The following is a 22044-nucleotide window of genomic DNA, read 5'->3' on the forward strand; positions in this document are numbered from 1 at the left end:
ACAAGGCTATTTTATGCACAACCCTGCCTGGCCATTGACCCTGTATTTCGACGGCGACTGCCCGCTGTGCGCCCGCGAAATTCGCATGCTCAGCCAGCATGCATCACCACAACGCCTGCTGCTGGTGGACATTGCCGCCGGGGACTTCGACCCTGCGCCGCTGGGCGTCACCCTCACAGCCATGCAGGATCGCCTGCACGCGCGCTGGGCCGACGGTCAGTGGCTGTATGGCCTCGATGCCAGCCTGTGGAGCTGGGAGGCCGCGGGCCTGGGACGCTGGGTCGCGCCACTGCGCTGGCGTCCTCTGCGCCCCCTGCTGGAGTGGGGTTACCGGCTGTTCTGCCGGTTGCGCCCGCATCTGGCCCGCCTGCCGCACCCGGATGGTGCAGCGCGTTGCCGCAAGGGCGAGGCCTGTCCGAGCCAGCGCCCGCCATCCGGCGGGGCTGGCTAATTTCAGCAAAACGGGAATAATCCTTGCTGCGTTTGTATCGAGCACACCACCCCGTGCCCGATTATGCCCTGAGCCATACCCGGCGAACGGCAGCACTCGAGGAGATACACAATGTCCCCCGTTACCCTGATGGTGGCGCGCCGCGTTGCCAATGGCCGTTATCACGACTTCATCGCCTGGCTGCGCGAGGGCGAACACCTGGCCACCGATTTTCCGGGCTACCTCGGCTCAGGCGTTCTGGCCCCGCCTGCCGGCGACGACGAATTTCAGATCGTCTTTCGTTTTAGCGACGAGCAGACCATGACTGCCTGGGAGCACTCCGCCTCCCGCCAGGCCTGGCTGCAACGCGGTAGCGGTCTGTTCGCCCAGCCGCTGGAAAAGCGTGCGATCGGTCTCGATGCCTGGTTTGGCAGCGCACACCGCCAGCCACCACGCTGGAAACAGAGCGTAGCCATCTGGCTGGCCTTCTTTCCGGTGTCCCTGGCCTTCAACCTGCTGTTCGGCACCTGGCTTTCCGACCTGTCGCTGGTCAGCCGCGTACTGCTGTCGACCCTGACCCTGACGCCGCTGATGACCTACCTGTTCATCCCGCTATCGACTCGCCTGCTGGAACCCTGGCTGCAGGGCAATGGCCCGCGCCGCTTGAGCAGACGCGCGGCCAGCATCGGCAAACCCTGAATCCCCCTCCATCGGCCAGCCAACAGCTGGCCGACTGCGCTGCGTGCACAGCCCACACCTGTACAAAACAACCATCCCGTACAGCTAAAGTACAAAAATACTCCACTAACCAACCTAACAAAAAGCCTTAAAAGTCAGCAAAATAGGCTTCCGCGCCGCTCATGACGACAAGCCCCCATACTTCTCAGGGTTGTACAACCCTGCACTCTGGTATAACTTTGTACACGGTCTGGTGAGTACCGCCTGCCACTGGTCAGGTATCCCGAGGCGGTATTAACCAGGCCTCCAATTTCTACCGTGCGAGCCGCAGATGAGCGCTGCCCAATTTCCCATCCTGATCACCGGCGCCGGCCAGAGGGTCGGCCTCTACTGTGCCGAGCGCTTGCTCGACGAAGGCCAGGCGGTGATCGTCAGCTATCGCCGCGAGCGTGACAGCATCATGCAACTGCGTGAACGTGGCGCCATCGCCTTGCAGGCTGACTTTAGCAGTGAGCCTGGGATTCTGGCCTTCATCGATCAACTCAAGGCTCAGTGCCAAGGCTTGCGCGCTATCGTGCACAACGCCTCGCAGTGGCTCGCCGAAACACCTGGCGAAGAAGCACAAGCGTTTCGGCAGCTGTTCAACGTGCACATGCTTGCACCCTACCTGATCAACCTGCATTGCAGCGACCTGCTGCTGCAGTCGGAGCACGCCGATATCGTCCATGTCAGTGACGATGTGGTACGCAAGGGCAGCGCCAATCGCCCCGCCTACTGCGCCAGCAAGGCAGGTCTGGAGAGCCTGACCCTGTCATTCGCTGCGCGCCTGGCACCGCGTATCAAGGTCAACAGCATTGCCCCGGCGCTGCTGATGTTCAACGACAGCGACGACGCCGCCTACCGGAGCAAGACCCTGGCCAAATCGGCGCTGGGCATCGAGCCTGGCCCACAGGCCTTCTACCAGAGTTTGCGTTACCTGCTGGACAACCCCTACGTAACCGGAACAACCCTTACCCTCAATGGCGGCCGCCACCTCAAGTGACGCGACTGCCCAGGACACTGCCATGAGCCATCCCCTTTCCCAGCAATACCGCGAAATCCTTGTAGGCCTGGGTGAAAACCCCGAACGCGAAGGCCTGCTCGACACGCCCAAGCGGGCTGCCAAAGCCATGCAGTACCTTTGCCACGGCTATCAGCAGTCGCTGGACGAAATCGTCAACGGCGCCCTGTTCGAGTCCGACAACGACGAGATGGTGATCGTCAAGGACATCGAGCTGTACTCGCTGTGCGAGCACCACCTGCTGCCCTTCATCGGCAAGGCGCATGTCGCCTACATCCCCACTGGCAAAGTGCTGGGGCTGTCCAAGGTCGCGCGTATCGTCGACATGTACGCACGACGCCTGCAGATCCAGGAAAACCTCACCAAGCAGATCGCCGATGCGATCCAGCGCGTGACCAACGCTGCCGGCGTGGCCGTGGTGATCGAGGCCAAGCACATGTGCATGATGATGCGCGGCGTGGAGAAGCAGAACTCGGTGATGAGCAGCTCGGTGATGCTGGGCGCCTTTCGTGAGTCCTGCAACACTCGCCATGAATTTCTGCAACTGATCGGACGGAGCAACTGATGCCGCGACTGGAACCCGGAATGGCGCGCATCCGCGTCAAGGATCTGCGCCTGCGCACCTATATCGGTATCAAGGAAGAGGAGATCAACAACAAGCAGGACGTGTTGATCAACCTCACCATCCTCTACCCTGCCGTCGATGCGGTTGAGGTCAACGATATCGAGCATGCGCTGAACTATCGCACCATCACCAAGGCGATCATCGCCCACGTGGAGGGTAACCGTTTCGCCCTGCTCGAACGCCTGACTCAGGAAATTCTTGATCTGGTCATGGCTCACCAGGCCGTGCGCTACGCCGAAGTAGAAGTGGACAAACCGCATGCCCTGCGCTTCGCCGAGTCGGTCTCCATTACCCTGGCGGGCCATCGCTGACAGCGGCTTGCCGCTCTCCGGCGAGGCTCTTATCATCGCCGCCACCATCTCCCGGAGAGCCCATCATGACCGAGCAAGAACGCCTCGAACTGGAAGCTGCAGCCTTTCGTGCCCTGGTTCAGCACCTGCGCACCCGGCCTGACGTACAGAACATCGACCTGATGAACATGGCCGGTTTCTGCCGCAACTGCCTGTCGAAATGGTACAAGGCTGCTGCCGACGATCTTGGCGTAGACGTCAGTGTCGACCAGGCCCGCGAAACCATTTACGGCATGCCCTATGCCGACTGGAAAGCCAAGTACCAGAAAGAAGCCTCGGCTGAGCAGAAAGCCGCCTTTGCCAAAGGAAAGCACGAATGACCGCCCTGAACGAACTGCGCAGCCGCCTGCAACAGGACGATTACGCTTTCAGTGAAACCCTGGCCTTTGTCGCCGAGCACTACGACTATCAGCCCAGCGCTTTTCGCAACGGGAACGTGGAGAATGCTGCCGGACAGAACGAAGGCTCCTGCAAGACCCTGGGCCTTGCGCTGCTCGAAAGCCTGAGCCAGGACGAAGCCCTGCGCGCCTTCGGCGAACACTACCGCAGCGTGCTGGCCACCCCGCAAGGCAACGATCACGGCAACATTCGCGCATTGCTGGAGCACGGCCTGGAGGGCGTGACGTTCGAGCGCTCCCCCCTGACCCGCAAGGCCTGAAAATACGCCAAGGTGCGACACATCTGTAGCCAAAAGCTTACAGACATCGGATCGCCATCACTTTATTCTGCGCGCCACAACAACGATGGAACACGAGGGATTGTGTTCTGCGCGCGCATGCCGCCCTTCCCTCCTTTTCGCATGCGGCATGGAGCAGCCCCGATGCAACAGACTCTGGTATGGAAACCCCGTCACACGCCCGGCGTGGAGACGCTACGTCTGAGCCAGGATGCCAATGGCATTCACGCCACCAGCCACCTCATGCAGGTGATCAGGGGCAACAGCATCGCGGCCAGCTACATGATCGATTGCGACCCACGCTGGCGCTTTCGCCGCCTCTGGCTCAAGGTCGACAACCAGGGGCCGCGCAAGCTCTGCCTGCAACGTGACCTGCGCGGCCACTGGCTACTCAATGGCGAACCGCGCCACGACCTGCAGCATTGCCAGCACATCATGCTCTCGGCTTCGCCCTTCACCCACACCCCCTTGCTGCAACGCAGCGCCCTGGAAACCGGGCAGCGCGATGAAGTCACGGTCGCTTACGTGGATGTACTCAGCCTGCGGGTCGAGCCACGCCTGCAGCGCTATCAATGCCTGCGCCGCCACTCCGGTGAAAGCCACTATCGCAGCCAGGTCGGAGGCCATGCCCATGAGGAGCTGAGCGTCGACGACCAGGTTCTGCTACTCAAGGCCAACGAACAGTACCTGCGCCTGAGCCAGCGCGAGCTGAAGATCTGCACACTGGTGTAACCGCGCCCCCAGGCAGGCCAAGGTGACTCAGATCGGCAACTGACCGAACGCCCAGCGCAACACGAAGAACACCAGCAGCCCGCCGCCGATGGTCGCCAGCAAATGCCGCGTGAAGGCGGCAATGGCAATGGCGGCGACGCCCGCCAGCAGGTAGGCGTTGTTCCAGCTCAGCGCCCAGTGCTGCCCATCCGGCAGTAACATGCCAGGCACCACGATGGCCGTGAGCACCGCTGTCGGTACGTAGTGCAGCCCCTGCCTGATCACAGGTGGAAAACGCAGATCGGGAAAGGCGAACAGGCTGTAGCGTGTAGCGAAGGTGATCGCCAGCATACCCAGAATCAGCAACCAGATATCCATCAGCCCCACTCCTCCTGCAGCGCCGGTTTGCGCCGCTCCAACCACACACCGACGACGATACCGCTGGCGGCTGCCGCCATCAGGCCGAGCTTGTAGGGCAAGGCATGGCATGCCAGCGCCACGGCAGCCGCGACCAAGGCCGCCGCTACCTGCGGCTGGTTGCGCAGCATCGGTACGACGATGCCGATGAAGGTCGCCAGCATGGCGAAATCCAGCCCCCATGCGCCGATGTCTGGCACGGCCTGGCCAAACAGCACCCCCACCAACGTGCACAACTGCCAGTTGCCGTACATGGCCAGGGCCGCGCCAAGGAAGTACCAATGCCGGTAGATCCCCTGATCCCCGCGGGCATAACGCTGCACCACCACCGCATAGGCCTCATCGGTGAGCCAGAAGGCCAACGGCATGCGCCAGCGCTTGCGCAAGTGACGCACGTAGGGCTGCAGGCTGGCGCTGTACAACGCATGGCGCAGATTGACCACGAAAGTGGTCAACAACACCACGGCGATACCGGCACCACCGGCCAGCAGGCTGATGGCGATGAACTGCGCCGAACCGGCGAACACCAGCATGGACATGCCCAGGGTTTGCCAGGCATCGAGCCCTGCAGCGCCGGCCAGGCTACCGAAGATGATGCCGAAGGGAATGGCGCCGAGCAGCATCGGCAGCATATCGCGGGCGCCCTGGGTGAATTCGTGTTGACGGGACATGGAACCTCCTTGCGCTGCTGAGCTTAACCGCATGGCCGCTGAAGGTCTTGAACGTTCTTGCGCAAAATCCGGCGCAGACAGCACGACGCATGCCTGTCTCAGGCCCGCCTACATGGATTACGCCGACTCGCCCAGCACGCTGCGCACAGGCATAGAACAGTGTGCGCCGTAATGGCGCACAAGAGGGTCAGCTGAAGAGGGCATTGAACAGCGACGCATCAGCACGTCAGCTCCGGGACTGGCAACGCAACAAGGGCAGCCAAGCCACATGCGCCATTCAGGACTGCTGCCTGCTGCACGGCCTGCAGGCCAGCATGGGGCACCACGCAGCAGACAAAACAGTGATTCGTTGCTGCCGGTCAAGAATCGACCAGAGATTCTCTCTAATCTGATGACTGCGTCCAAGCACATTCTGTGTCATGCCTGAATGCTCATCATCGTGCCAATGCTGGCTCGCAGATTGCGTTAAAGAAACCTGCCGAACGTACGATGAGCATTCCATGCATGTGCCCGGAATATGCGCCAGACCGATATGGCCGCAACGCCCTATGAACGGGCCGGCCATCGGACCACGGCGCCAATACTTGAAACAGTCGATACCACGCAGTGCACCCAAAGGGGCAGCCAGATCCCTGAACGCGCGAATCACCCTCGGTCGACAGACCTTCGGCCAGCGTCGTTCGCCTGCCAATACCTCACTTCAGAGATAGGCCTAAAGCGATGCTGAAAAATGCCCCGTTGAGCGTGAAACTCCTCCTCATCCTGATCTTCCCCCTACTGGGTTTCCTGGCCTTCTCCGCCCTGTATGTGGCCGGTAAATACGAGACACTGAGCGAGATGAAGCACACCCTGGCTGCCAGTGACACCGCTCAGCAAATCAGCGCGGCAGTCACCGCCCTGCAGCGTGAGCGCGGCGCCAGTGGCGTCTTTCTCGGCAGTGGCGGTACGTCCATGCGCGATGCGCTGAGCCAGTTCCGGCTCGACAGCGACGCGGCGATCACATCCTTGCGCAGCCTGTCGGCAGAAAGCTCGGCCGAACTCAACGAAGTACTCGGCGGGCTGAATGACATCGTCACCCTGCGTCAACAGGTGGACGCGCAATCGATCAACAGCAGCGAATCCGGCGCACGCTATACCCGTCTGATCGTCAGCCTGATTGGCTACACCCACTCGCTGGAGGCACGTGTCAGCGATCCGCGCATCCTGCGAGCCCTCGGCGCCCTGAACCAGTTCGTGGAAATGAAGGAGCGCGCCGGGCGCGAACGTGCCCTGCTCGGCCTGACCTTCAGCCAGAAGCAGCTCAATGCCGACCAGCTCTCGCGCCTGAGCCGCAATCTGGGTGAGTTCGCGGCCTATCAGGACGCCTTTCAGCGCCGGGCCACGGCGGATTTCAAGAACCAGCTCGACAGCGCGCTGCAACAACCTGCCGCGCAGGCCGCCAGCAACCTGCAGCGCGCGGCAATGGAGAAGGCACTGGGCGAAACCCTCGATACCCAGCCCGAAGAGTGGTTCAAGCTGTCTACCAACCGCATCGACCTGATGGTGCAGGTCGAGCGCGCGCTGGGCCAGAACGTCGCGGACCTTGCTACCCGGGCTCGGGACGAAGCGGCCCAAAGCCTGTGGCTGACCGTCGCGGCCATGCTCGGCGTGCTCTCGGCCGTGGTACTCCTGTCGCTGCTGATCATCCGCAACATCAAGTCAGCGGTCAGCGATGTCAACGATACCCTGGTCGCCCCGAGCCCGACGCGACCTGACCGCTCACACCCGCTACCAGGGCGGTGACGAGTTCGGTGTGATCGCACGTAACCTCGACCACATGGCGCAGCAGATCAAGGGCGTGATCCAGGAAATCGGCAATGCGGCGGCGCAGGTCGCCACTGCTGCCGAGGAGTCCTCGGCCGTCGCCCTGCAGACCAGCCAGAACGTGGCGCAACAGCGCCAGGGCACCGATCAGGTCGCCACCGCCATCAACGAGATGAGCGCCACGGTCAAGGATGTCGCCCGCAGCACCACCGAAGCGGCCGAAATGTCGCGCCAGGTCAACGACAATACCCTGCAGGGCAAGAGAGAGATCGAGGACACCGTACGCCTGGTGCAGGCGCTGTCGACGCAGGCCGAGCAGACTGCGCGGATCATTCTCGAGCTGAAGAAAGAGAGTGATGCCATCTCCTCGGTGCTCGACGTCATCCGTGGCGTCGCCGAGCAGACCAACCTGCTGGCCCTGAACGCCGCCATCGAAGCCGCCCGTGCCGGCGAACAAGGCCGAGGCTTTGCCGTGGTCGCCGACGAGGTGCGCCAACTGGCGCAGAAAACCCAGGATTCCACCGTCAGCATCCAGCAGATGATCAGCAACCTGCAAAGCGGCTCCGACCGTGCCGCCAGCTCCATGCAGGAAACCCTGGACAAGGCGCAGGCCAGCGCCGACAACGTGGTCAAGGCCGGCGAGCTGCTGGTACAGATCGCCGATGGCATCGCCAGCATCAGCGACCGCAACATCCAGGTGGCTTCCGCCGCCGAGGAGCAAAGCCTGGTGTCGGAAGAAATCAACCGTAACGTCAACGACATCAATGACCTGGTCATCCAGGTCAGTGCCGCCGCCGAACAGACCGCCGTCAACAGCCGTGAGCTGGCCAGCCTGGCCGATCATCAGCAGCAACTGGTGAGTCGCTTCAAGGTGGGCTGACACCATCCGGGGCCGGTAGCCGGGTACCAGCTGCACGGGCTAACGCCCGGTCGCATTTCGGTGCGCTGTCCATCGATGGCCACCGGTCATGCCAGGGGACGGGCATGACCCATGGTTTATTGGCCTGCAGCCTATCGGTCGAGCTGCAGGCTCTTGCGGATACCCGAATCGAGCATGGCAGCCGGAGCGAATGTGCGCAGCAGGCTCAAACGAGCAGCCGCCGCCCCGGCGGTATAACGCAGTTTGGGCCGTGCGGCACTCGCAGCCTTGACGACCACCTTGGCCACGATATCCGGGTCGTCAGCGCTGGCCATCGATTGACTGAGCACCTTGGCCAGGCTTGCGCGAACCGTACGGTACTCGTCTAACGTGGCATCGGCCTCAATGGTGTTCGCTTCGAACTGGGTCTTGGTGAAGGCCGGCTCGATGACCGAAACACGAATGCCGCGTGTACGCAGTTCATGATCGAGGGCCTCGGAATACCCCTCCAGCGCATGTTTGCTGGCGACGTAGAGGGCGACGTACGGCATGGGCACGACACCCAGAATCGAGCCAAGGTTGATGATCCGGCCATGGCCCTGGCGCCGCATGTGCGGTACGACGGCGCGGGTCATGCGTACGACGCCAAAGAAGTTCGTATCGAAGAGCGCCTGGGCCTGCTCGATCGAACTTTCTTCGGCGCCTGCCGGGGCAATGCCAAAACCGGCGTTGTTGACCAGCAGATCGATCCCGCCTTCGCGTCGTATCAGTTCGCTGACCAGCGCCGACACCGAGGCGTCATCCGTCACGTCGAGGGTCAGCATGCTGATGGAACCCTGCATGGCCTGCGCGCCACGCCGGCTTGTGCCGTAGACCCTGTAGCCGGCTTTCGCCAGCCAATTGGCCGTGGCCTGGCCAATACCGGATGAAGCACCGGTGACCAGTGCAATTGGAGGATTGGATGTCATGGCAGTACCTTGTTCATGAGGTGATGCAGCAACCGCCGAAGGGCAGTCGCGATGGATGGAATCGCTATTGGCCCATCAATTGCGCGCCCGCAAGCGCCGAGTGCGGTAAGTCCCCCAGCGACTCATGGCCAGTGATTTGAGCAACGACAGCAGGCCACTCTCATTGGCGCGAGGCTCGCCGCCCCGGGCTATGCGTTTGAGCTGCAGGGAATACCAGAGAATCTCCATCAGCCCCATGCGATCGAGTGCTTGATGCCCGTTTTGATGCTGCGTACCTGTTGCGCGCTGTCCCTTCCCTGCAGCAACGCAGCCGGTGCATTCGGGTCGATGGCCAGTAGCCGTGCCAGGCCGATGACATCCACCGCGCCGGATGCCAGCGCCAGGTTCATCCCGGCAGCACTGCGAAATCCCCGGTCAGCATCAGCGGCACCTGCACCGTGGTGCGCACCTTCTTGGCAAATTCGAGGAAATAGGCTTCGCGCGCCAGGCTGGAGGCTTTTTTCTGCTCAGGGAGCGTGCCGCTCATCGCCGGAGCCTCATAAGTACCGCCGGATATCTCGATCAGGTCAATACCGGCTTCGACCAACGCCTCGATGGTGGCCAGCGACTCGTCTTCGGTAAAGCCGCCGCGCTGGAAATCGGCAGAGTTGAGCTTGATCGCAACGGGAAAATCGGCGCCCACCTGACGTCGGATTTCGCTGTAGACGGCCAACAGGAAACGACGCCGGTTCTGCGCTGAGCCCCCCATTGATCCGTGCGCCGATTATGGTGAGGCGAGAGAAACTGGTTGATCAGGTAACCATGCGCCGCATGAATCTCGATACCGCTGAAACCCGCTTTCTTGCAGATGGCGGCACTACGGCCAAAGCGCTCGATGATCTCCTGGATTTCGGCACTGGTGGCTTCCTGAGGCGTCTCGAAGAACGCCGCCATATCCTCGCGAAATGGCACTGCCGATGGTGCGAGGGTGCGCTCGTTCAAACCTTTGGGCGATTGCTTGCCGGGATGATTGAGTTGCACCCAGATGGCCGCCCCCTGATCGGTAGCAGCCCGTGCCCATTGCTGCAGGATCGACAGGTCAGCTTCATCTTCGATCACCACATTGCCCGGCTCACCCAGAGCACGGCGATCGATCATCACATTGCCGGTCAGGATCAGTCCGATCCCGGAGGCGGCCCAGCGCTGGTAAAGCCTGACCAGCGCCAGGGTCGGGCGGTTGTCGTAAGTACCCAGCGCCTCACTCATGGACGCCTTGGCCAAACGGTTACGCAGCACACCACCGCCGGGCAGGCACAGCTGTTGCGCCAGAAGATTGGGGGTGAGCGAAGTGGAGTGTGGCATGTGAGCGTTACCTGGAAGTGGATGACATCGTTGGCAGACGCGCCTGCAAGGATCGCGAGCGATGTTGACGGAATTATGATTACGATCATAATCAAAATAGTCAAAGATTTTGATGACAGACAACATCAATGCATTCTGCGCATCCATTCCGACCGCAAAAGGAGCTGACCGTGAAGGTCACAAAGGCACAGGTAGAGGCAAACCGGGCACGCATCGTCGAAACGGCCAGCCACCTGTTTCGTGAACGTGGCTACGACGGTGTAGGCGTGGCCGAGCTGATGGCGACTGCCGGCCTGACCCATGGCGGGTTCTACCGACACTTCGCCTCCAAGGCCGAGTTGCTGGCGGAGGCAGCTGCATGCGGGCTGGGCAGAACGACCTCATCGATGAACGGCATCGGGCGGGATGAGTTCATTGGCCAGTACCTTTCGCGCGAGCATCGTGACGACCTGAGCGGTGGCTGCACGCTCGCAGCCCTGAGCGGTGATGCAGCGCGTCAGTCGGCTGCGATCAAGACGACCTTCGCGGCAGGGCTCGAAAAGATCCTGGCGCAAGTGCTCGCTGCAGAAGACATGGATGCCGACCCACGCAGCGCACGTGCCCAGGCGCTTGACACCATCGCCCATGCGCTGGGGGCACTGATCCTGTCGCGCGCCTGCCCTGATGACTCGCCGCTGGCCGATGAGATTCTCGACACCTGCCGCGCGGCGCTTCTGGGCACGCGTCAGCCCCGCCAAACCGAGCATGACTGCGACCGGCCCGCTGGCCAGCCTGCCGATACTGCTCCAGCCCCCCAGCAGGCATAGGCTGGCTCAACCAGGATTCCAACCAGCAGAACCTTACATCTGCTCGGCATCACGCAATTGCAGGCTCAGCCCATCGCAGCTCGTCGACCACTCCCGCAACCACTGCGGCAATGGCGGCGACTGTTCGTCGATGCCCAGTTCGCGGGCGAACTCGGCTGGCACGACATTGCCCTTCGGCCCACGGAACAACCCACGCATGACCACCACGGCGATCACCCGCTGATCCTTGACGAAACGGTGCTCGACGAAACTCCACTTGCCGTCCCAGCCCAGCATGCGTGTGTGGATCTCGAAGCGCTCGAACAGCTTCAGCTCGCGACGGAACTTGCCACACACATCGCCGACGATGGGTAGCGCGCGGTGCCGAAGCGCCACGCGAAAAGCGCCGCTGCGCAGTACGTAATCCATGCGTCCGACATCGGCCAGGGTGAAGTAACGACCATTGGTGACGTGGCGGTTGAAATCCAGATCCAGCGGCCACACCCGCAGCCGCACCACAGTGGTGGCGAGCCATGGCACCGGCTTGCGCCAGGGGCGACGCAGCAGCATGAGGAAAAGACGAAACCATAGGTTCATGCGAAAAACACCTGTTTGAATGGCGGATGCCGCACTCTAAATAGTCCGTTTGCGCTAAGGTAGATGCATAAATGACTAATACCATGCGAATTACGCAAGCAGGCTCCCATGCACATCACCCTGCTGCTGGCCGAGTACAGCTCCATGGCCAGCGCCGCCCTGTCACTCGAAGTCCTCGATGCGGCCAATCGCTTCGCCCGGCCGGGCGCTGCGCCGTTCACCCTCAGCCTGGTCTCGCTGGATGGACAACCGGTGAACAACGCGCTTGGCCGCAGCATGCAGGTGGATATGGCGATGAACGCGGTGACAAAAACCGACCTAGTGCTGATCCCCGGCTTTCTTTTCAGCCTGCGCGAAGCCCTGCCGGCGTTCGGGCACTATGCGACCTGGTTGCGCCATCAGCATGCACAGGGCGCAGTCGTAGCCTCGATGTGCACGGCCACCTTCATGCTGGCTGAAGCCGGCCTGCTCGACGGTGTCGAAGTCACCACCCACTGGGCCTTCGCCGATCTCTTGCGACATCGTTACCCGCAAGCACGCGTGGACGCGCGCCGTATCCTCTGCGAGGACGGCCGGGTGATCAGCAGTGGCGGCGCGAGTGCAGCGATAGACTTGCTGCTGCACCTGATTCGCCGCTTCGCCTCGCGCGAGCTGGCGCAGCAATGCAGTCGCTATCTGTTGCTCGACAACGTGCGCAGCGAGCAGTCCGTCTATATCAGCTGGTCATTGCCCCGCAGCCATGGCGATGCAGCGATCCTGCGCGCGCAGGACTGGATGGAGACACACGTCGCCGAACCCTGCGGCATCGACGAACTGGCCGCGCGCTTCGGCTTCGGCGTGCGCAACTTCAAACGTCGCTTCAAGGACGCAACAGGCTACGCGCCACTGGCCTACCTGCAGACCTTGCGCCTGGAAAAGGCCAAGGAGTTGCTGGAAACCACCCGGCTGAATTTCGAGGTGATCACCCGTCGCGTCGGCTACGAGGACAGCAACTCGTTCCGCCGCCTGTTCTGCCAGCGGGTCGGTGTCTCACCGAGCGCCTTTCGCAAGCGTTTCCAGCGCATGCCGGGCGACCCTGAACCAGGGGCGAAGACCATGCGCTGACGCCGTTCATGTCTCGCTCTGCCGGCCTGCGGCCTGATTCAGCCATTGCGCAAATTCCAGCGCGGCAAGCGGCCTGGAATACAGATAGCCCTGCGCCACCGGATAGCCCTGCTCGCGCAGCAGGCGATGCTGCACTTCATTTTCCACGCCTTCGGCTACCACCGTCAGCTGCAGGCTCTTGCCAATGCCCAGAATTGCGCTGCTCAGGGCTCGCGTCGCCTCATCATGCTCGAGGTCGAACACGAAACTGCGATCGAGCTTCAGTTCCGATATGGGCAGCCGCCGCAGATAACTGAGGCTGGAGTAGCCCGTACCAAAGTCGTCCAGTGACAAACGGATGCCCTGTCGATGCAGCTCATCGAGGACTTTCATCGTGCTGGGGTTACTGTCGAGAAGGATGCTTTCGGTCAGCTCCAGCGTCAGATCCTCTGGCAGCAGGGCATTGGCCTGCAGGGTCTTGGCCAGAAAGCCCGGCAAGTCGAGGTTATGGAAGCTGGTCGGCGACAGGTTGACCGATATCACCGGCACGCGCAGCCCCGCAGCGCGCCACTCGGCCAACTGCCGGCAGGCCTCCTGCACAGCCCAATGCCCCAGTTCGACGATCAGCCCACACTCCTCAGCCAGGGCAATGAAACGCACGGGCGGAACCTCACCCAGCTCTGCGTGCGTCCAGCGCGCCAAGACTTCGATGCCATAGAGACGCCCGTCGGCCAGATCGATTTGCGGCTGGTAATGCAGGTGCAGCCCACCCTGCCTGATCGCCTGGCGCAAGGCGCCCTCCATCTGCAGACGCTCCTGCGCCAACCTGTTGATTTCACTGCTGTAGAAATGGAAGCGGCCTCGTCCACTGCTTTTGGCCTGGTACATGGCCATGTCGGCGCGCCCCATCAACGTCTCCATGTCACGCCCGTCATTGGGATACATGGCGATGCCGATGCTGCCGGAAACCTGCAGGCTGGTTCCACCCAGGCTGAACGGTTCCGCCAGCAATTGCAGCAGACGCTCGGCCACCAGCGTCACCTCATTGGCATCGCAACCGGGCAGAACCACGACGAACTCATCACCCGACTGGCGCCCGGCGATGTCCGACTCGCGCAATACACTCTGGATACGCGCGGCAACCTGACGCAACAGATCGTCTCCGGCGGAATGCCCGAGTGAATCATTGACGTGCTTGAAGCGGTCAAGGTCGATGAACAACACCGCCAGCCACTCGGCCTCTCGCGTGACAGTGGTAATCGCCTGATCCGCCCGGGCCTGCAGCAGACTGCGGTTGGGCAGCCCGGTAAGGGCGTCGTAGAACGCCAGTTGGCGTATGCGCCGGCGTGTCTGTTCACGCTCCAGCGCCAGCCCGCACAAATGCTGACAGGCCTCGACCAGGCGCCTGTAGAACTGCATCGAACAATCCTGCGGCGCGCGGCGGAAGTAAAAGGCGAAGGTACCGACAACTCGCTCTTGTGCGTTGAGCACAGGAGCGGACCAGCAGCCCCGAAAGCCCAGCGGCAGCACCAGATCACGGTAATCGGCCCACAGTGGATCAGTGGCAATGTCATCGACCCAGACATATGCCTTGCGCCAGGCCGCCGTCCCGCATGAACCGACGGCCGGCCCGATTGCCACGCCATCGAGTTTCTGCTGGTACTCCAGCGCCAGGCCTGGTGCCGCCAGCGGGTGCAGCAGACCACTTTCGTCCACCTCGAGAATCGAGGCGACCACTTCGGGGGCAATACGCTCGACCTCCATGCAGATCAGCTCCAGCACCTCGGTCAGTGGCCGCTCCCGGGCCATGGCCTCCATGACCGAGTGCTGCAATACCTCATGCATCTTGGCCTGAGTGATGTTGGTCAGGATGGTCACCGTCAGTTGCCACTGCCCGGCGCCATCCATGATCGGGTTGCTGATGATCTTGACCCAGTAACGCTGTCCGTCCTTGCCCTCGACGACCTCCTCGCGCTCAACCGGCAAGCCTGCTGCCAGCGTGGTTCGATATCGCTGCACGTACTCGGCATCCTTGTCAGGAGCAAGCAGGGCGATGGGCCCCTGCCCCAAGACCTCCTGCGCCGTCCAGCCAAACATCCGGCAGAAGCCGGCATTGACGTAGACGATGTACGGATTCGCATCACTGATCACCACAGCCGAGTCGCTGGCATCGGCCACCAGCGACAACTGCCTGAGATGGCGCTGCTGTTCCTGTTCGTGCTGCATCCGCGCGGTGATATCGATGGCGACCTGCATGATCTGCCGTACCCGGCCGGCCTCATCCATGACCGGCATGTAGGTGGTCTGTAGCCAGCAACTGTGGCCACCCTGGCGCAGGCGTTCGACCTGCCCGCTGTATGCTGCGCCGGCACTCAGGGGTTGCCAGAAACGCTCGTGCGCCACAGGCTCGGCGCTGTCGGCACTACAGAAGAACGAATGATGCTGCCCGGCAACCTGCTCCGTGCAATAGCCGAACAAGGCCAGATAGTTGTCGTTGGCGCGCACGAGCCGACCATCGGGGGCAAATTCAGCGATGGCCATGACCCGTTCCAGTGCAGCCCATTGCGCATCAAGCAGTGTTTTCAAAATGATCGAACTCCACGGGCACCATAAAGGCACATTGGCATCATCGCACGCCGCACGCAGAGCACAAGACCGATCAAGCCGCGGGGCTCGGCACACTCGAACACCGCCTCTCTGTGGCATGGCCACTGCAGCGTCAGTCCCTCGCCATCTGCTCCATGGATTCAGCCTAGATCATCGTGCCGTGGTCGCTCGGTGGTGATTGGCTCGATGCAGCGAACCCTGGGCAGCTGACAACAGCAGTGATGTGCCGAGCAGGGGGCACAACATGCCAGCGGATATGCCGTACGGCATCAGGATGCCAGAGCGCTCGCCACGCTTTCGCTCAGGGCTGTAGTCGGGCGACCAATAAGCTGGCTCAGGGCCTTACCTGGCTCGTAGAGCACACCCTCTGCGGCCCTGGCATCACTATCGGCCAGCAATTCGGCAACATCTGCGGGCAGGCCCACGCCTATCAGCGCTGCCTTGTACTCGTCTTGCGGCATGTTCTGGTAACGCACGGGGTGATGGGCCTGACGGGTAATCTCCGCAGCGAAATCCGCCAGGGTATAGGCCTGATCACCCGCCAGCTCATAGACGTTGCCGCTATGCCTGGCCACATCCTCGACCAGCACTGCGGCAGCTGCCTCGGCATAATCGCGGCGCGCAGCCAGCGATAACTTGCCATCCGCCGCCGCGCCGAACACCACGCCATGCTCCACAGCCGCCGCCACGCCTATGGCGTAGTTCTCGCTGTACCAGCCATTGCGCAGCAAGGTGAATGGCAGGCCGCTGGCACGGATCAGCGCTTCGCTCTCACGGTGCTCGCGCGCCAGCATCATGGGATTGCGGTCGGCATGCAGCACGCTGGTATAGGCAATCAGCCTGACCCCTGCGGCCACGGCGGCATCGACCACATTGCGGTGCTGAGCGCTGCGCTGCCCCACCTCACTGGAAGAAATCAGCAACAGCTTGTCGACCCCCACCAGAGCACTGGCCAGTGCCAGCGGATCGTTGTAGTCGGCGACCCGCAGCTCCACGCCCTGCTCGGCCAGATCGCGAGCCCCGGCGGCATCACGTACCAGACCAACCAGCTTCGCCGTCACCGCCCGACGCTGCAGATCGGCCAGTACCAGGCGCCCCAGCTGCCCGGCAGCGCCGGTTATCAGGATGGTTTCTGGCGTTGTCATCGTATTCACCTCATGGACTAGAATAAAAACCTGGTTTCATTCTGAGACCACTAAGCCACATGTGGAAGGAGGCAGCTTTTCGTGACCAGGTTACCCGGCGATAACCCTGCGACTGTACGTGCCAGACTGGCTGCCAGCTTCCAGGCCTGGAGTACGATGCCACTCATAGCCGAGCGCTGCCCGGTGCGCGATGTACTCGACCAGATGGGCAGCAAATGGACGATGCTGATCCTGCTGGCTCTCACCCGGCAGGCGCTGCGTTTCAGTGAGGTACAGCGAGCCGTGCCGGATATCTCCAAGCGCATGCTGACCCAGACCCTGCGCGAACTGGAACGCGACGGCCTGCTAGAACGGACGGTCTACCCCACCAAACCGCCCAGCGTGGAATACCGGCTGAGCGTATTGGGCGAGTCGCTGCTGGTACCGCTGGCCGGGTTGATTGCCTGGGCTGAGAATAGCCACAGCACAATCGCCCAGGCCCGTGCCCGCTACGACGCGGCAAAGCCGGTATCGGCCTGAGCCTTGCCAGGCGTATCGGGAAAGCGGCCGCGACCTATGGCCACATAGAGATAACGCTAATTCATCTTATTTAAATTACGTTAGCCTGCTAAGCTTGGCGCCCCGCTTTCTTGCCTGTTCGGATAGTTCCTCGATGTCGCCGCTCCAGCGTTGCCTGTTGCCCTTTCTGGCCCTGCCCCTGATCGCCTGCGAGCAGCAAGCGAACTTCACGGCGGCAGAGCCGGGAGAGGCACTCTCGGCAGGCACCGCCACGGTACGCAAGTTCGATCACAACGCCTTCTCCCAGCCCTCGGCCAATCTGGCACCGAGCCGGCGCCTGGACTTTGCCGTAGGCAACAGTTTCTTCCGCAATCCCTGGGTCACCGCGCCCGCCACCACCACAGCACGTGATGGCCTCGGTCCGCTGTTCAACACCAACGGCTGCCAGAACTGTCACATCAAGGATGGGCGCGGCCACCCACCGGAGCCCAATGCCGTCAGCGCCGCCTCCATGCTGGTGCGCCTGTCGCTGCCCGCTGGCGCGGAGCATGCCCACTGGCTGGTACGCCATGGCGTGGTGCCTGAACCGACCTATGGCACTCAACTGCAGGATATGGCCAACCCCGGCGTAGCCCCAGAAGGCAAGGTTCGCGTGACCTACCGCAGCGTGCCGGTGCGCTTCGCCGACGGCACGCAGGTGGAACTGCGCAAACCGCAGTTGCAGATCACTCAACTCGGTTACGGCGAGATGCACCCCGATACCCTGTTCTCCACCCGCATTGCCCCGCCGATGATCGGCCTCGGCCTGCTCGAAGCCATCGCCGAACAGGACATCCTGGCGAACGCCGATCCGGACGATGCCGACGGCGATGGTATTTCCGGCCGCCCCAACCGGGTCTGGGATCGCCAACAGCAGCGCACGGTGCTCGGTCGCTTCGGCTGGAAGGCCGGCCAGCCCAACCTCAATCAGCAGAACGCCGACGCCTTCGCCAATGACATGGGCCTGACCACCACATTGATTGCCCATGACAACTGCACTGCGGCGCAGAACGACTGCCTCGCCGCCCCCCATGGCGGCGAACCGGAGGTCAGCGACAACATCCTCGCCAGCGTGCTGTTCTATAGCCGCAACCTCGGCGTACCGGCGCGGCGCGATGTCGACAGCCCTGCTGTGCTCAAGGGCAAGAGCCTGTTCCATCAGGCCGGCTGCCAGAAGTGCCATACGCCCAGTTTCACCACCTCGGCCGATGCCGCCGAGCCGGAACTGGCCAACCAGTTGATCCGTCCCTATACCGATCTGCTGCTGCACGACATGGGCGAAGGCCTGGCCGATGGCCGCGAGGAGTTTCTCGCCAGCGGCCGCGAATGGCGCACGCCGCCGTTGTGGGGCATCGGCCTGACGCAAGCGGTCAACGGCCACACCCAGTTCCTTCACGACGGCCGTGCGCGCAACCTGCTGGAGGCCATTCTCTGGCACGGTGGCGAAGCCGAGGCTGCCAAGCAGCATGTACTGCGTTTCGATGGCGAAGAGCGCTCCGCCCTGCTCGCCTTCCTCAATTCCCTCTAAGGAGCCTGCAATGTTGCATAGAACTCTGATCGCCTCACTGCTAGGTCTGGCTCTGCTCGGTTGCGGCCAGCAGAACCCTCGCACCAAGGTCAGCGCAGCGCTGACCGACGGCGTGCTGCTGCCGGCCTACGCCAGCTGGCAGGAGACCGATCGTCAATTGGCCGTGAATGCCGAGGCGTTCTGCGCCGGCAATGCCGACCTGGGCACCGCGCGCCAGGCCTTCCTCGGCGCGCAGAGTGCCTGGGCTGGTTTGCAGCCCTTGCTGGTAGGGCCGCTGGCCGAAGGCAATCGTGCCTGGCAGATCCAGTTCTGGCCGGACAAGAAGAACCTGGTGCAGCGTCAGGTCGAGGCTCTGCTCAAGAGCAAGCCGCAACTGAGCAACGATGACCTGGCCAAGGCAAGCGTGGTGGTGCAGGGGCTGACGGCCTACGAATACATCCTGTTCGACCCGGCGCTGGATCTCACTCAAGCCGAACAGAAAGTGCGCTATTGCCCATTGCTGCAAGCCATCGGCCAACACCAGCAGGCCTTGGCCGCGCAGATCATCAGCGAATGGCAAGGCAAACCGGGCATGGCCGAACAGCTCAAGGCATTCCCCAACGAACGCTATGCCGACGCCAACGAAGCCATTGCCGACCTGCTGCGCGTACAGGTCACTGCACTCGATGGCCTGAAGAAAAAACTCGGCGCGCCCATGGGCCGGCAGAGCAAAGGCATCCCTCAGCCCTACCAGGCCGAAGCCTGGCGCAGCGCCGCCAGCCTAGCCAACCTGGGCGCGGCACTGGCCAATGCCGAACTGCTCTGGCACGGCAGCAACCGTGACGGTATCCAGACCCTGCTGGGCGACGATCAGGCTGACCTGGCCAACCGCATCGACGCCGCTTACCAGGACACTCGCCATCGCCTGGCCGCACTCGACAAGCCACTGGGCGACTTGCTGGCCGATGAAGCCGGTCGCGCAGCCCTTAACGAGCTCTACGACAGCCTCAATCGCCTGCATCGCCTGCAGGAAAGCGAGCTGGCCAAGGCGCTCGACGTACAGATCGGCTTCAACGCCCACGACGGGGACTGAACATGCGCCGCAGAGCCTTCCTCGGCCTTGGCGCCGCCGCTGCCGGTCTGGCGGCCGCCGGTGCTTTCGGCGGCTGGACGTGGTTCGGCCCGGCGGGACAACCGCTGCTGTTGTCGGCCCGCGATGACGGCGATGGCAGGCACTATGCCGTCGGCTATCGCCTCGACGGCCAGCGCGCCTTTGCCACCCCGGTGAACGAACGCTGCCATGACGTGGTGCCGCACCCCAGCTTACCCCTGGCGCTGTTCGTCGGGCGCCGCCCGAGCACCGAGAGCTACCTGATCGACACCCGCGACGGCCGCCTGCTGCAAACGCTGCAGACACCGGCCGACCGGCACTTCAACGGCCATGCGGTGTTCCACAAAGATGGCGAGTGGCTGTACAGCACCGAGAACGACACCCGCGAACCGGGTCGCGGCGTACTCGGCGTCTATCGCCTGCAGGGCGAGCAACTGCAGCGCAATGGCGAACACAGCACGCATGGCGTCGGCCCGCACCAACTGCTGTGGATGCCCGATGGCGAAACCCTGGTGGTGGCCAACGGCGGCATCCGCACCGAAGCGGAAAGCCGTGTGGAGATGAACCTCGACGCCATGCAGGCCAGCCTGGTGCTGATGCAGCGCGACGGCAGCCTGGTCAGCCAGGAGTACCTGGCCGACCAGCAGAACAGCATCCGCCACCTGGCTGTCGCGCGCGACGGCACGGTGGTCAGTGGTCAGCAGTACATGGGCGATATGCACGATGCCGTACCGCTGCTGGCGATCAAACGCCCCGGCCAGCCGTATCAACCTTTCGCCCTCGGCGAAGCGCAGCGTGCGGCGATGAACCAGTACACCGCCAGCGTGGCCATCCACGACGAGCTGCGTCTGCTGGCGATGACCGCACCGCGCGGCAACCGCTTCTTCATCTGGGATCTGGACAGCGCCGAAGTGCGTCTCGACGTGCCGCTAGCGGACTGCGCAGGCGTAGGTGCAGTCGCCGACGGCTTCGTCGTCACCTCCGGTCAGGGTCGCTGCAGGCTCTACGACTGCAGCGGCGAGCGCATCCTGGCCAAGGCACTGGAGTTGCCCGCCGGCCTGTGGGACAACCATCTGCGTCTGGCCTGAGGCCATCCACCTCAGGCTCGGGGTGGTTCATCTCTGAACACCTGGCGCATCCGTTCGAGATAGCGCCGGGCACCCAGGCCGAGTGGCTGCGACTTCATCCAGATCAGGTCTACCCACAGGCGCAGGCGGCTGGTCATGTTATTGAAACGCACTTCAGTGACCGCCCCGGAAGCGATCAGCGGCTGCACCAGAGGCTGTGGCAGGTAGGCCCAACCCAGGCCGGCCTGGACGAGTTCCAGGGTCGCCTGATAACTGTCAGTCAACCAGAAGCGCCGTGACAGCACCATACGGGGATCAGCGCCCTGTGGTCTGCCTGAACCGACCATGATCTGCCGCTGCTCTGCCAGCAGCTCTTCACGTACCGCGAGGTTCTGCTCCTGGGCCAGCACATGTCCGGGCGCCACGACCGCCACCAGCAGTTGGCTGCCCGCCTCGAGAAAGGACTCGCGCTCATCGATTCCCGGTCGCTCGAAGACCACCGCCAACTGCACCGTACCTTCATGCAGCATGCGCACGGCATCGACCTGGGTAGCCGAACGCACCTCGACTTCCAACCCCGGAAACTCCTCGGCCAAAGTGGCCAGGGGCAAGCTCCAGCGCCCCGGCAACAACTCCGGGGCGATCGCGATACTCAGGCGCTGCTCCAACCCCTTGTGCAGTTGCAGCGCCTGGGCATCGAGCAGGTTCAACTGGCAGATCACCTGACGCGCCTGCGGTTCGAGCGCCAAGGCGGCGGCGGTAGGCAAGGCCTTGCGTGTGGTGCGGTCGAACAGGAGCAGATCCAGCTCTGCCTCAAGCTGGGCAATCGCCATGCTCACCGCCGAGGGTACCCGGCCAAGCCTGCGCGCTGCGGCAGAAAAGGAGCCGCCGTCGAGCACGGCCAGGAAGATCGCGAGCGAATCACTGGAAAACGCCATGGTTTTCAGAATTCCTGATTTCATTTTTCAACCGACAAGGTGAACGACAAAAAAACTGCCACCTCATGCGCTTTTTCT

24 protein-coding genes and 1 pseudogene are annotated in these 22044 nt (G+C 62.7%); 16 read left to right on the forward strand and 9 right to left on the reverse strand.

Going from position 1 to position 22044, the window contains the following annotated elements; translation table 11 throughout:
* The first annotated feature begins 13 nt into the window (after positions 1-13).
* The 8 genes from J7655_RS15045 to J7655_RS15080 all read left to right on the forward strand — a co-directional run bounded on the left by J7655_RS15045 (position 14) and on the right by J7655_RS15080 (position 4551).
* Positions 14-451, forward strand: coding sequence for a thiol-disulfide oxidoreductase DCC family protein (locus tag J7655_RS15045; protein WP_230925133.1), 438 nt, complete (start codon positions 14-16; stop codon positions 449-451).
* 111 nt (positions 452-562) lie between these two features.
* On the forward strand, positions 563-1129 hold the full coding sequence (locus tag J7655_RS15050; RefSeq protein ID WP_230925134.1) for an antibiotic biosynthesis monooxygenase: 567 nt from the start codon (positions 563-565) through the stop codon (positions 1127-1129).
* 310 nt (positions 1130-1439) lie between these two features.
* Positions 1440-2150 (forward strand): dihydromonapterin reductase, encoded by a 711-nt coding sequence (folM, locus tag J7655_RS15055; RefSeq protein ID WP_147810644.1) that lies wholly within the window; start codon positions 1440-1442, stop codon positions 2148-2150.
* A 22-nt stretch (positions 2151-2172) separates the two neighbouring features.
* Positions 2173-2733 (forward strand): GTP cyclohydrolase I FolE, encoded by a 561-nt coding sequence (folE, locus tag J7655_RS15060; RefSeq protein ID WP_222711132.1) that lies wholly within the window; start codon positions 2173-2175, stop codon positions 2731-2733.
* On the forward strand, positions 2733-3104 hold the full coding sequence (folX, locus tag J7655_RS15065; protein ID WP_147810642.1) for a dihydroneopterin triphosphate 2'-epimerase: 372 nt from the start codon (positions 2733-2735) through the stop codon (positions 3102-3104). The genes folE and folX overlap by 1 nt, the downstream gene beginning before the upstream one ends.
* A 65-nt stretch (positions 3105-3169) precedes the next feature.
* Positions 3170-3463, forward strand: coding sequence for a DUF1244 domain-containing protein (locus J7655_RS15070; RefSeq protein WP_147810641.1), 294 nt, complete (start codon positions 3170-3172; stop codon positions 3461-3463).
* On the forward strand, positions 3460-3801 hold the full coding sequence (locus J7655_RS15075) for a HopJ type III effector protein (protein WP_230925135.1): 342 nt from the start codon (positions 3460-3462) through the stop codon (positions 3799-3801). The genes J7655_RS15070 and J7655_RS15075 overlap by 4 nt, the downstream gene beginning before the upstream one ends.
* 162 nt (positions 3802-3963) lie before the next feature.
* A complete protein-coding gene (locus tag J7655_RS15080) occupies positions 3964-4551 on the forward strand; it encodes a putative glycolipid-binding domain-containing protein (protein WP_230925136.1) in 588 nt (195 codons plus the stop codon).
* A gap of 27 nt (positions 4552-4578) precedes the next feature.
* Here J7655_RS15080 and J7655_RS15085 read toward each other — a convergent pair whose 3' ends face one another.
* Both J7655_RS15085 and J7655_RS15090 read right to left on the reverse strand, forming a co-directional pair.
* A complete protein-coding gene (locus tag J7655_RS15085; RefSeq protein WP_230925137.1) occupies positions 4579-4908 on the reverse strand; it encodes an AzlD domain-containing protein in 330 nt (109 codons plus the stop codon).
* On the reverse strand, positions 4908-5618 hold the full coding sequence (locus J7655_RS15090) for an AzlC family ABC transporter permease (protein WP_147810638.1): 711 nt from the start codon (positions 5616-5618) through the stop codon (positions 4908-4910). The genes J7655_RS15085 and J7655_RS15090 overlap by 1 nt, the downstream gene beginning before the upstream one ends.
* A gap of 744 nt (positions 5619-6362) precedes the next feature.
* Between J7655_RS15090 and J7655_RS21115 the strand changes: the two genes are divergently transcribed.
* Together J7655_RS21115 and J7655_RS21120 are read left to right on the forward strand one after the other, a co-directional pair.
* A complete protein-coding gene (locus J7655_RS21115; protein ID WP_420850887.1) occupies positions 6363-7400 on the forward strand; it encodes a nitrate- and nitrite sensing domain-containing protein in 1038 nt (345 codons plus the stop codon).
* A 244-nt stretch (positions 7401-7644) separates the two neighbouring features.
* Positions 7645-8301, forward strand: coding sequence for a methyl-accepting chemotaxis protein (locus J7655_RS21120; protein WP_420850954.1), 657 nt, complete (start codon positions 7645-7647; stop codon positions 8299-8301).
* A 131-nt stretch (positions 8302-8432) separates the two neighbouring features.
* Here J7655_RS21120 and J7655_RS15100 read toward each other — a convergent pair whose 3' ends face one another.
* The 3 genes and pseudogenes from J7655_RS15100 to J7655_RS21125 form a co-directional block, all read right to left on the reverse strand.
* Positions 8433-9248, reverse strand: coding sequence for an oxidoreductase (locus J7655_RS15100; protein WP_230925138.1), 816 nt, complete (start codon positions 9246-9248; stop codon positions 8433-8435).
* Positions 9249-9475: 227 nt separating this feature from the next.
* A complete protein-coding gene (locus tag J7655_RS15105) occupies positions 9476-9637 on the reverse strand; it encodes a hypothetical protein (RefSeq protein ID WP_230925139.1) in 162 nt (53 codons plus the stop codon).
* Positions 9634-10736, reverse strand: a pseudogene (locus tag J7655_RS21125) (NADH:flavin oxidoreductase/NADH oxidase family protein). Before J7655_RS21125 ends, J7655_RS15105 begins: the two are co-directional and overlap by 4 nt.
* 23 nt (positions 10737-10759) lie before the next feature.
* Between J7655_RS21125 and J7655_RS15120 the strand changes: the two are divergent.
* Positions 10760-11395 (forward strand): TetR/AcrR family transcriptional regulator, encoded by a 636-nt coding sequence (locus tag J7655_RS15120; protein WP_230925141.1) that lies wholly within the window; start codon positions 10760-10762, stop codon positions 11393-11395.
* A gap of 33 nt (positions 11396-11428) precedes the next feature.
* On the opposite strand, the gene J7655_RS15125 is transcribed toward J7655_RS15120, so the two are convergent.
* On the reverse strand, positions 11429-11971 hold the full coding sequence (locus J7655_RS15125) for a thioesterase family protein (protein ID WP_230925142.1): 543 nt from the start codon (positions 11969-11971) through the stop codon (positions 11429-11431).
* A gap of 108 nt (positions 11972-12079) precedes the next feature.
* Here J7655_RS15125 and J7655_RS15130 point away from each other — a divergent pair, with 108 nt between their 5' ends.
* Positions 12080-13075, forward strand: a complete 996-nt coding sequence (locus J7655_RS15130; protein ID WP_230925143.1) for a GlxA family transcriptional regulator — start codon at positions 12080-12082, stop codon at positions 13073-13075.
* A gap of 6 nt (positions 13076-13081) precedes the next feature.
* Here the strand turns inward: J7655_RS15130 and J7655_RS15135 are convergent, their stop codons facing one another.
* The gene (locus J7655_RS15135; RefSeq protein WP_230925144.1) at positions 13082-15640 is read right to left on the reverse strand and encodes a sensor domain-containing protein; all 2559 of its coding nucleotides are present in this window, start codon (positions 15638-15640) and stop codon (positions 13082-13084) included.
* Between the two features lie 290 nt (positions 15641-15930).
* Positions 15931-16806 carry an NmrA family NAD(P)-binding protein gene (locus tag J7655_RS15140; protein ID WP_230925145.1) on the reverse strand — a complete coding sequence of 292 codons (876 nt, stop codon included), beginning with the start codon at positions 16804-16806 and terminating at the stop codon, positions 15931-15933.
* A gap of 156 nt (positions 16807-16962) precedes the next feature.
* Here J7655_RS15140 and J7655_RS15145 point away from each other — a divergent pair, with 156 nt between their 5' ends.
* From J7655_RS15145 to J7655_RS15160, 4 genes are all read left to right on the forward strand, one after another.
* The gene (locus tag J7655_RS15145; protein ID WP_230925146.1) at positions 16963-17325 is read left to right on the forward strand and encodes a winged helix-turn-helix transcriptional regulator; all 363 of its coding nucleotides are present in this window, start codon (positions 16963-16965) and stop codon (positions 17323-17325) included.
* A gap of 133 nt (positions 17326-17458) precedes the next feature.
* On the forward strand, positions 17459-18871 hold the full coding sequence (locus J7655_RS15150; RefSeq protein ID WP_230925147.1) for a di-heme oxidoreductase family protein: 1413 nt from the start codon (positions 17459-17461) through the stop codon (positions 18869-18871).
* Between the two features lie 10 nt (positions 18872-18881).
* Positions 18882-19943, forward strand: coding sequence for an imelysin family protein (locus J7655_RS15155; protein WP_230925148.1), 1062 nt, complete (start codon positions 18882-18884; stop codon positions 19941-19943).
* Between the two features lie 2 nt (positions 19944-19945).
* Positions 19946-21049, forward strand: coding sequence for a DUF1513 domain-containing protein (locus J7655_RS15160; protein WP_230925149.1), 1104 nt, complete (start codon positions 19946-19948; stop codon positions 21047-21049).
* An 11-nt stretch (positions 21050-21060) separates the two neighbouring features.
* Here J7655_RS15160 and J7655_RS15165 read toward each other — a convergent pair whose 3' ends face one another.
* Positions 21061-21966: a LysR family transcriptional regulator gene (locus J7655_RS15165; protein ID WP_230927738.1), complete on the reverse strand. Its 906-nt coding sequence runs from the start codon at positions 21964-21966 to the stop codon at positions 21061-21063.
* Positions 21967-22044 lie beyond the last annotated feature (78 nt).

It is taken from the genome of Pseudomonas wenzhouensis, from assembly GCF_021029445.1.
Classification (GTDB): Bacteria; Pseudomonadota; Gammaproteobacteria; order Pseudomonadales; family Pseudomonadaceae; genus Aquipseudomonas; species Aquipseudomonas wenzhouensis.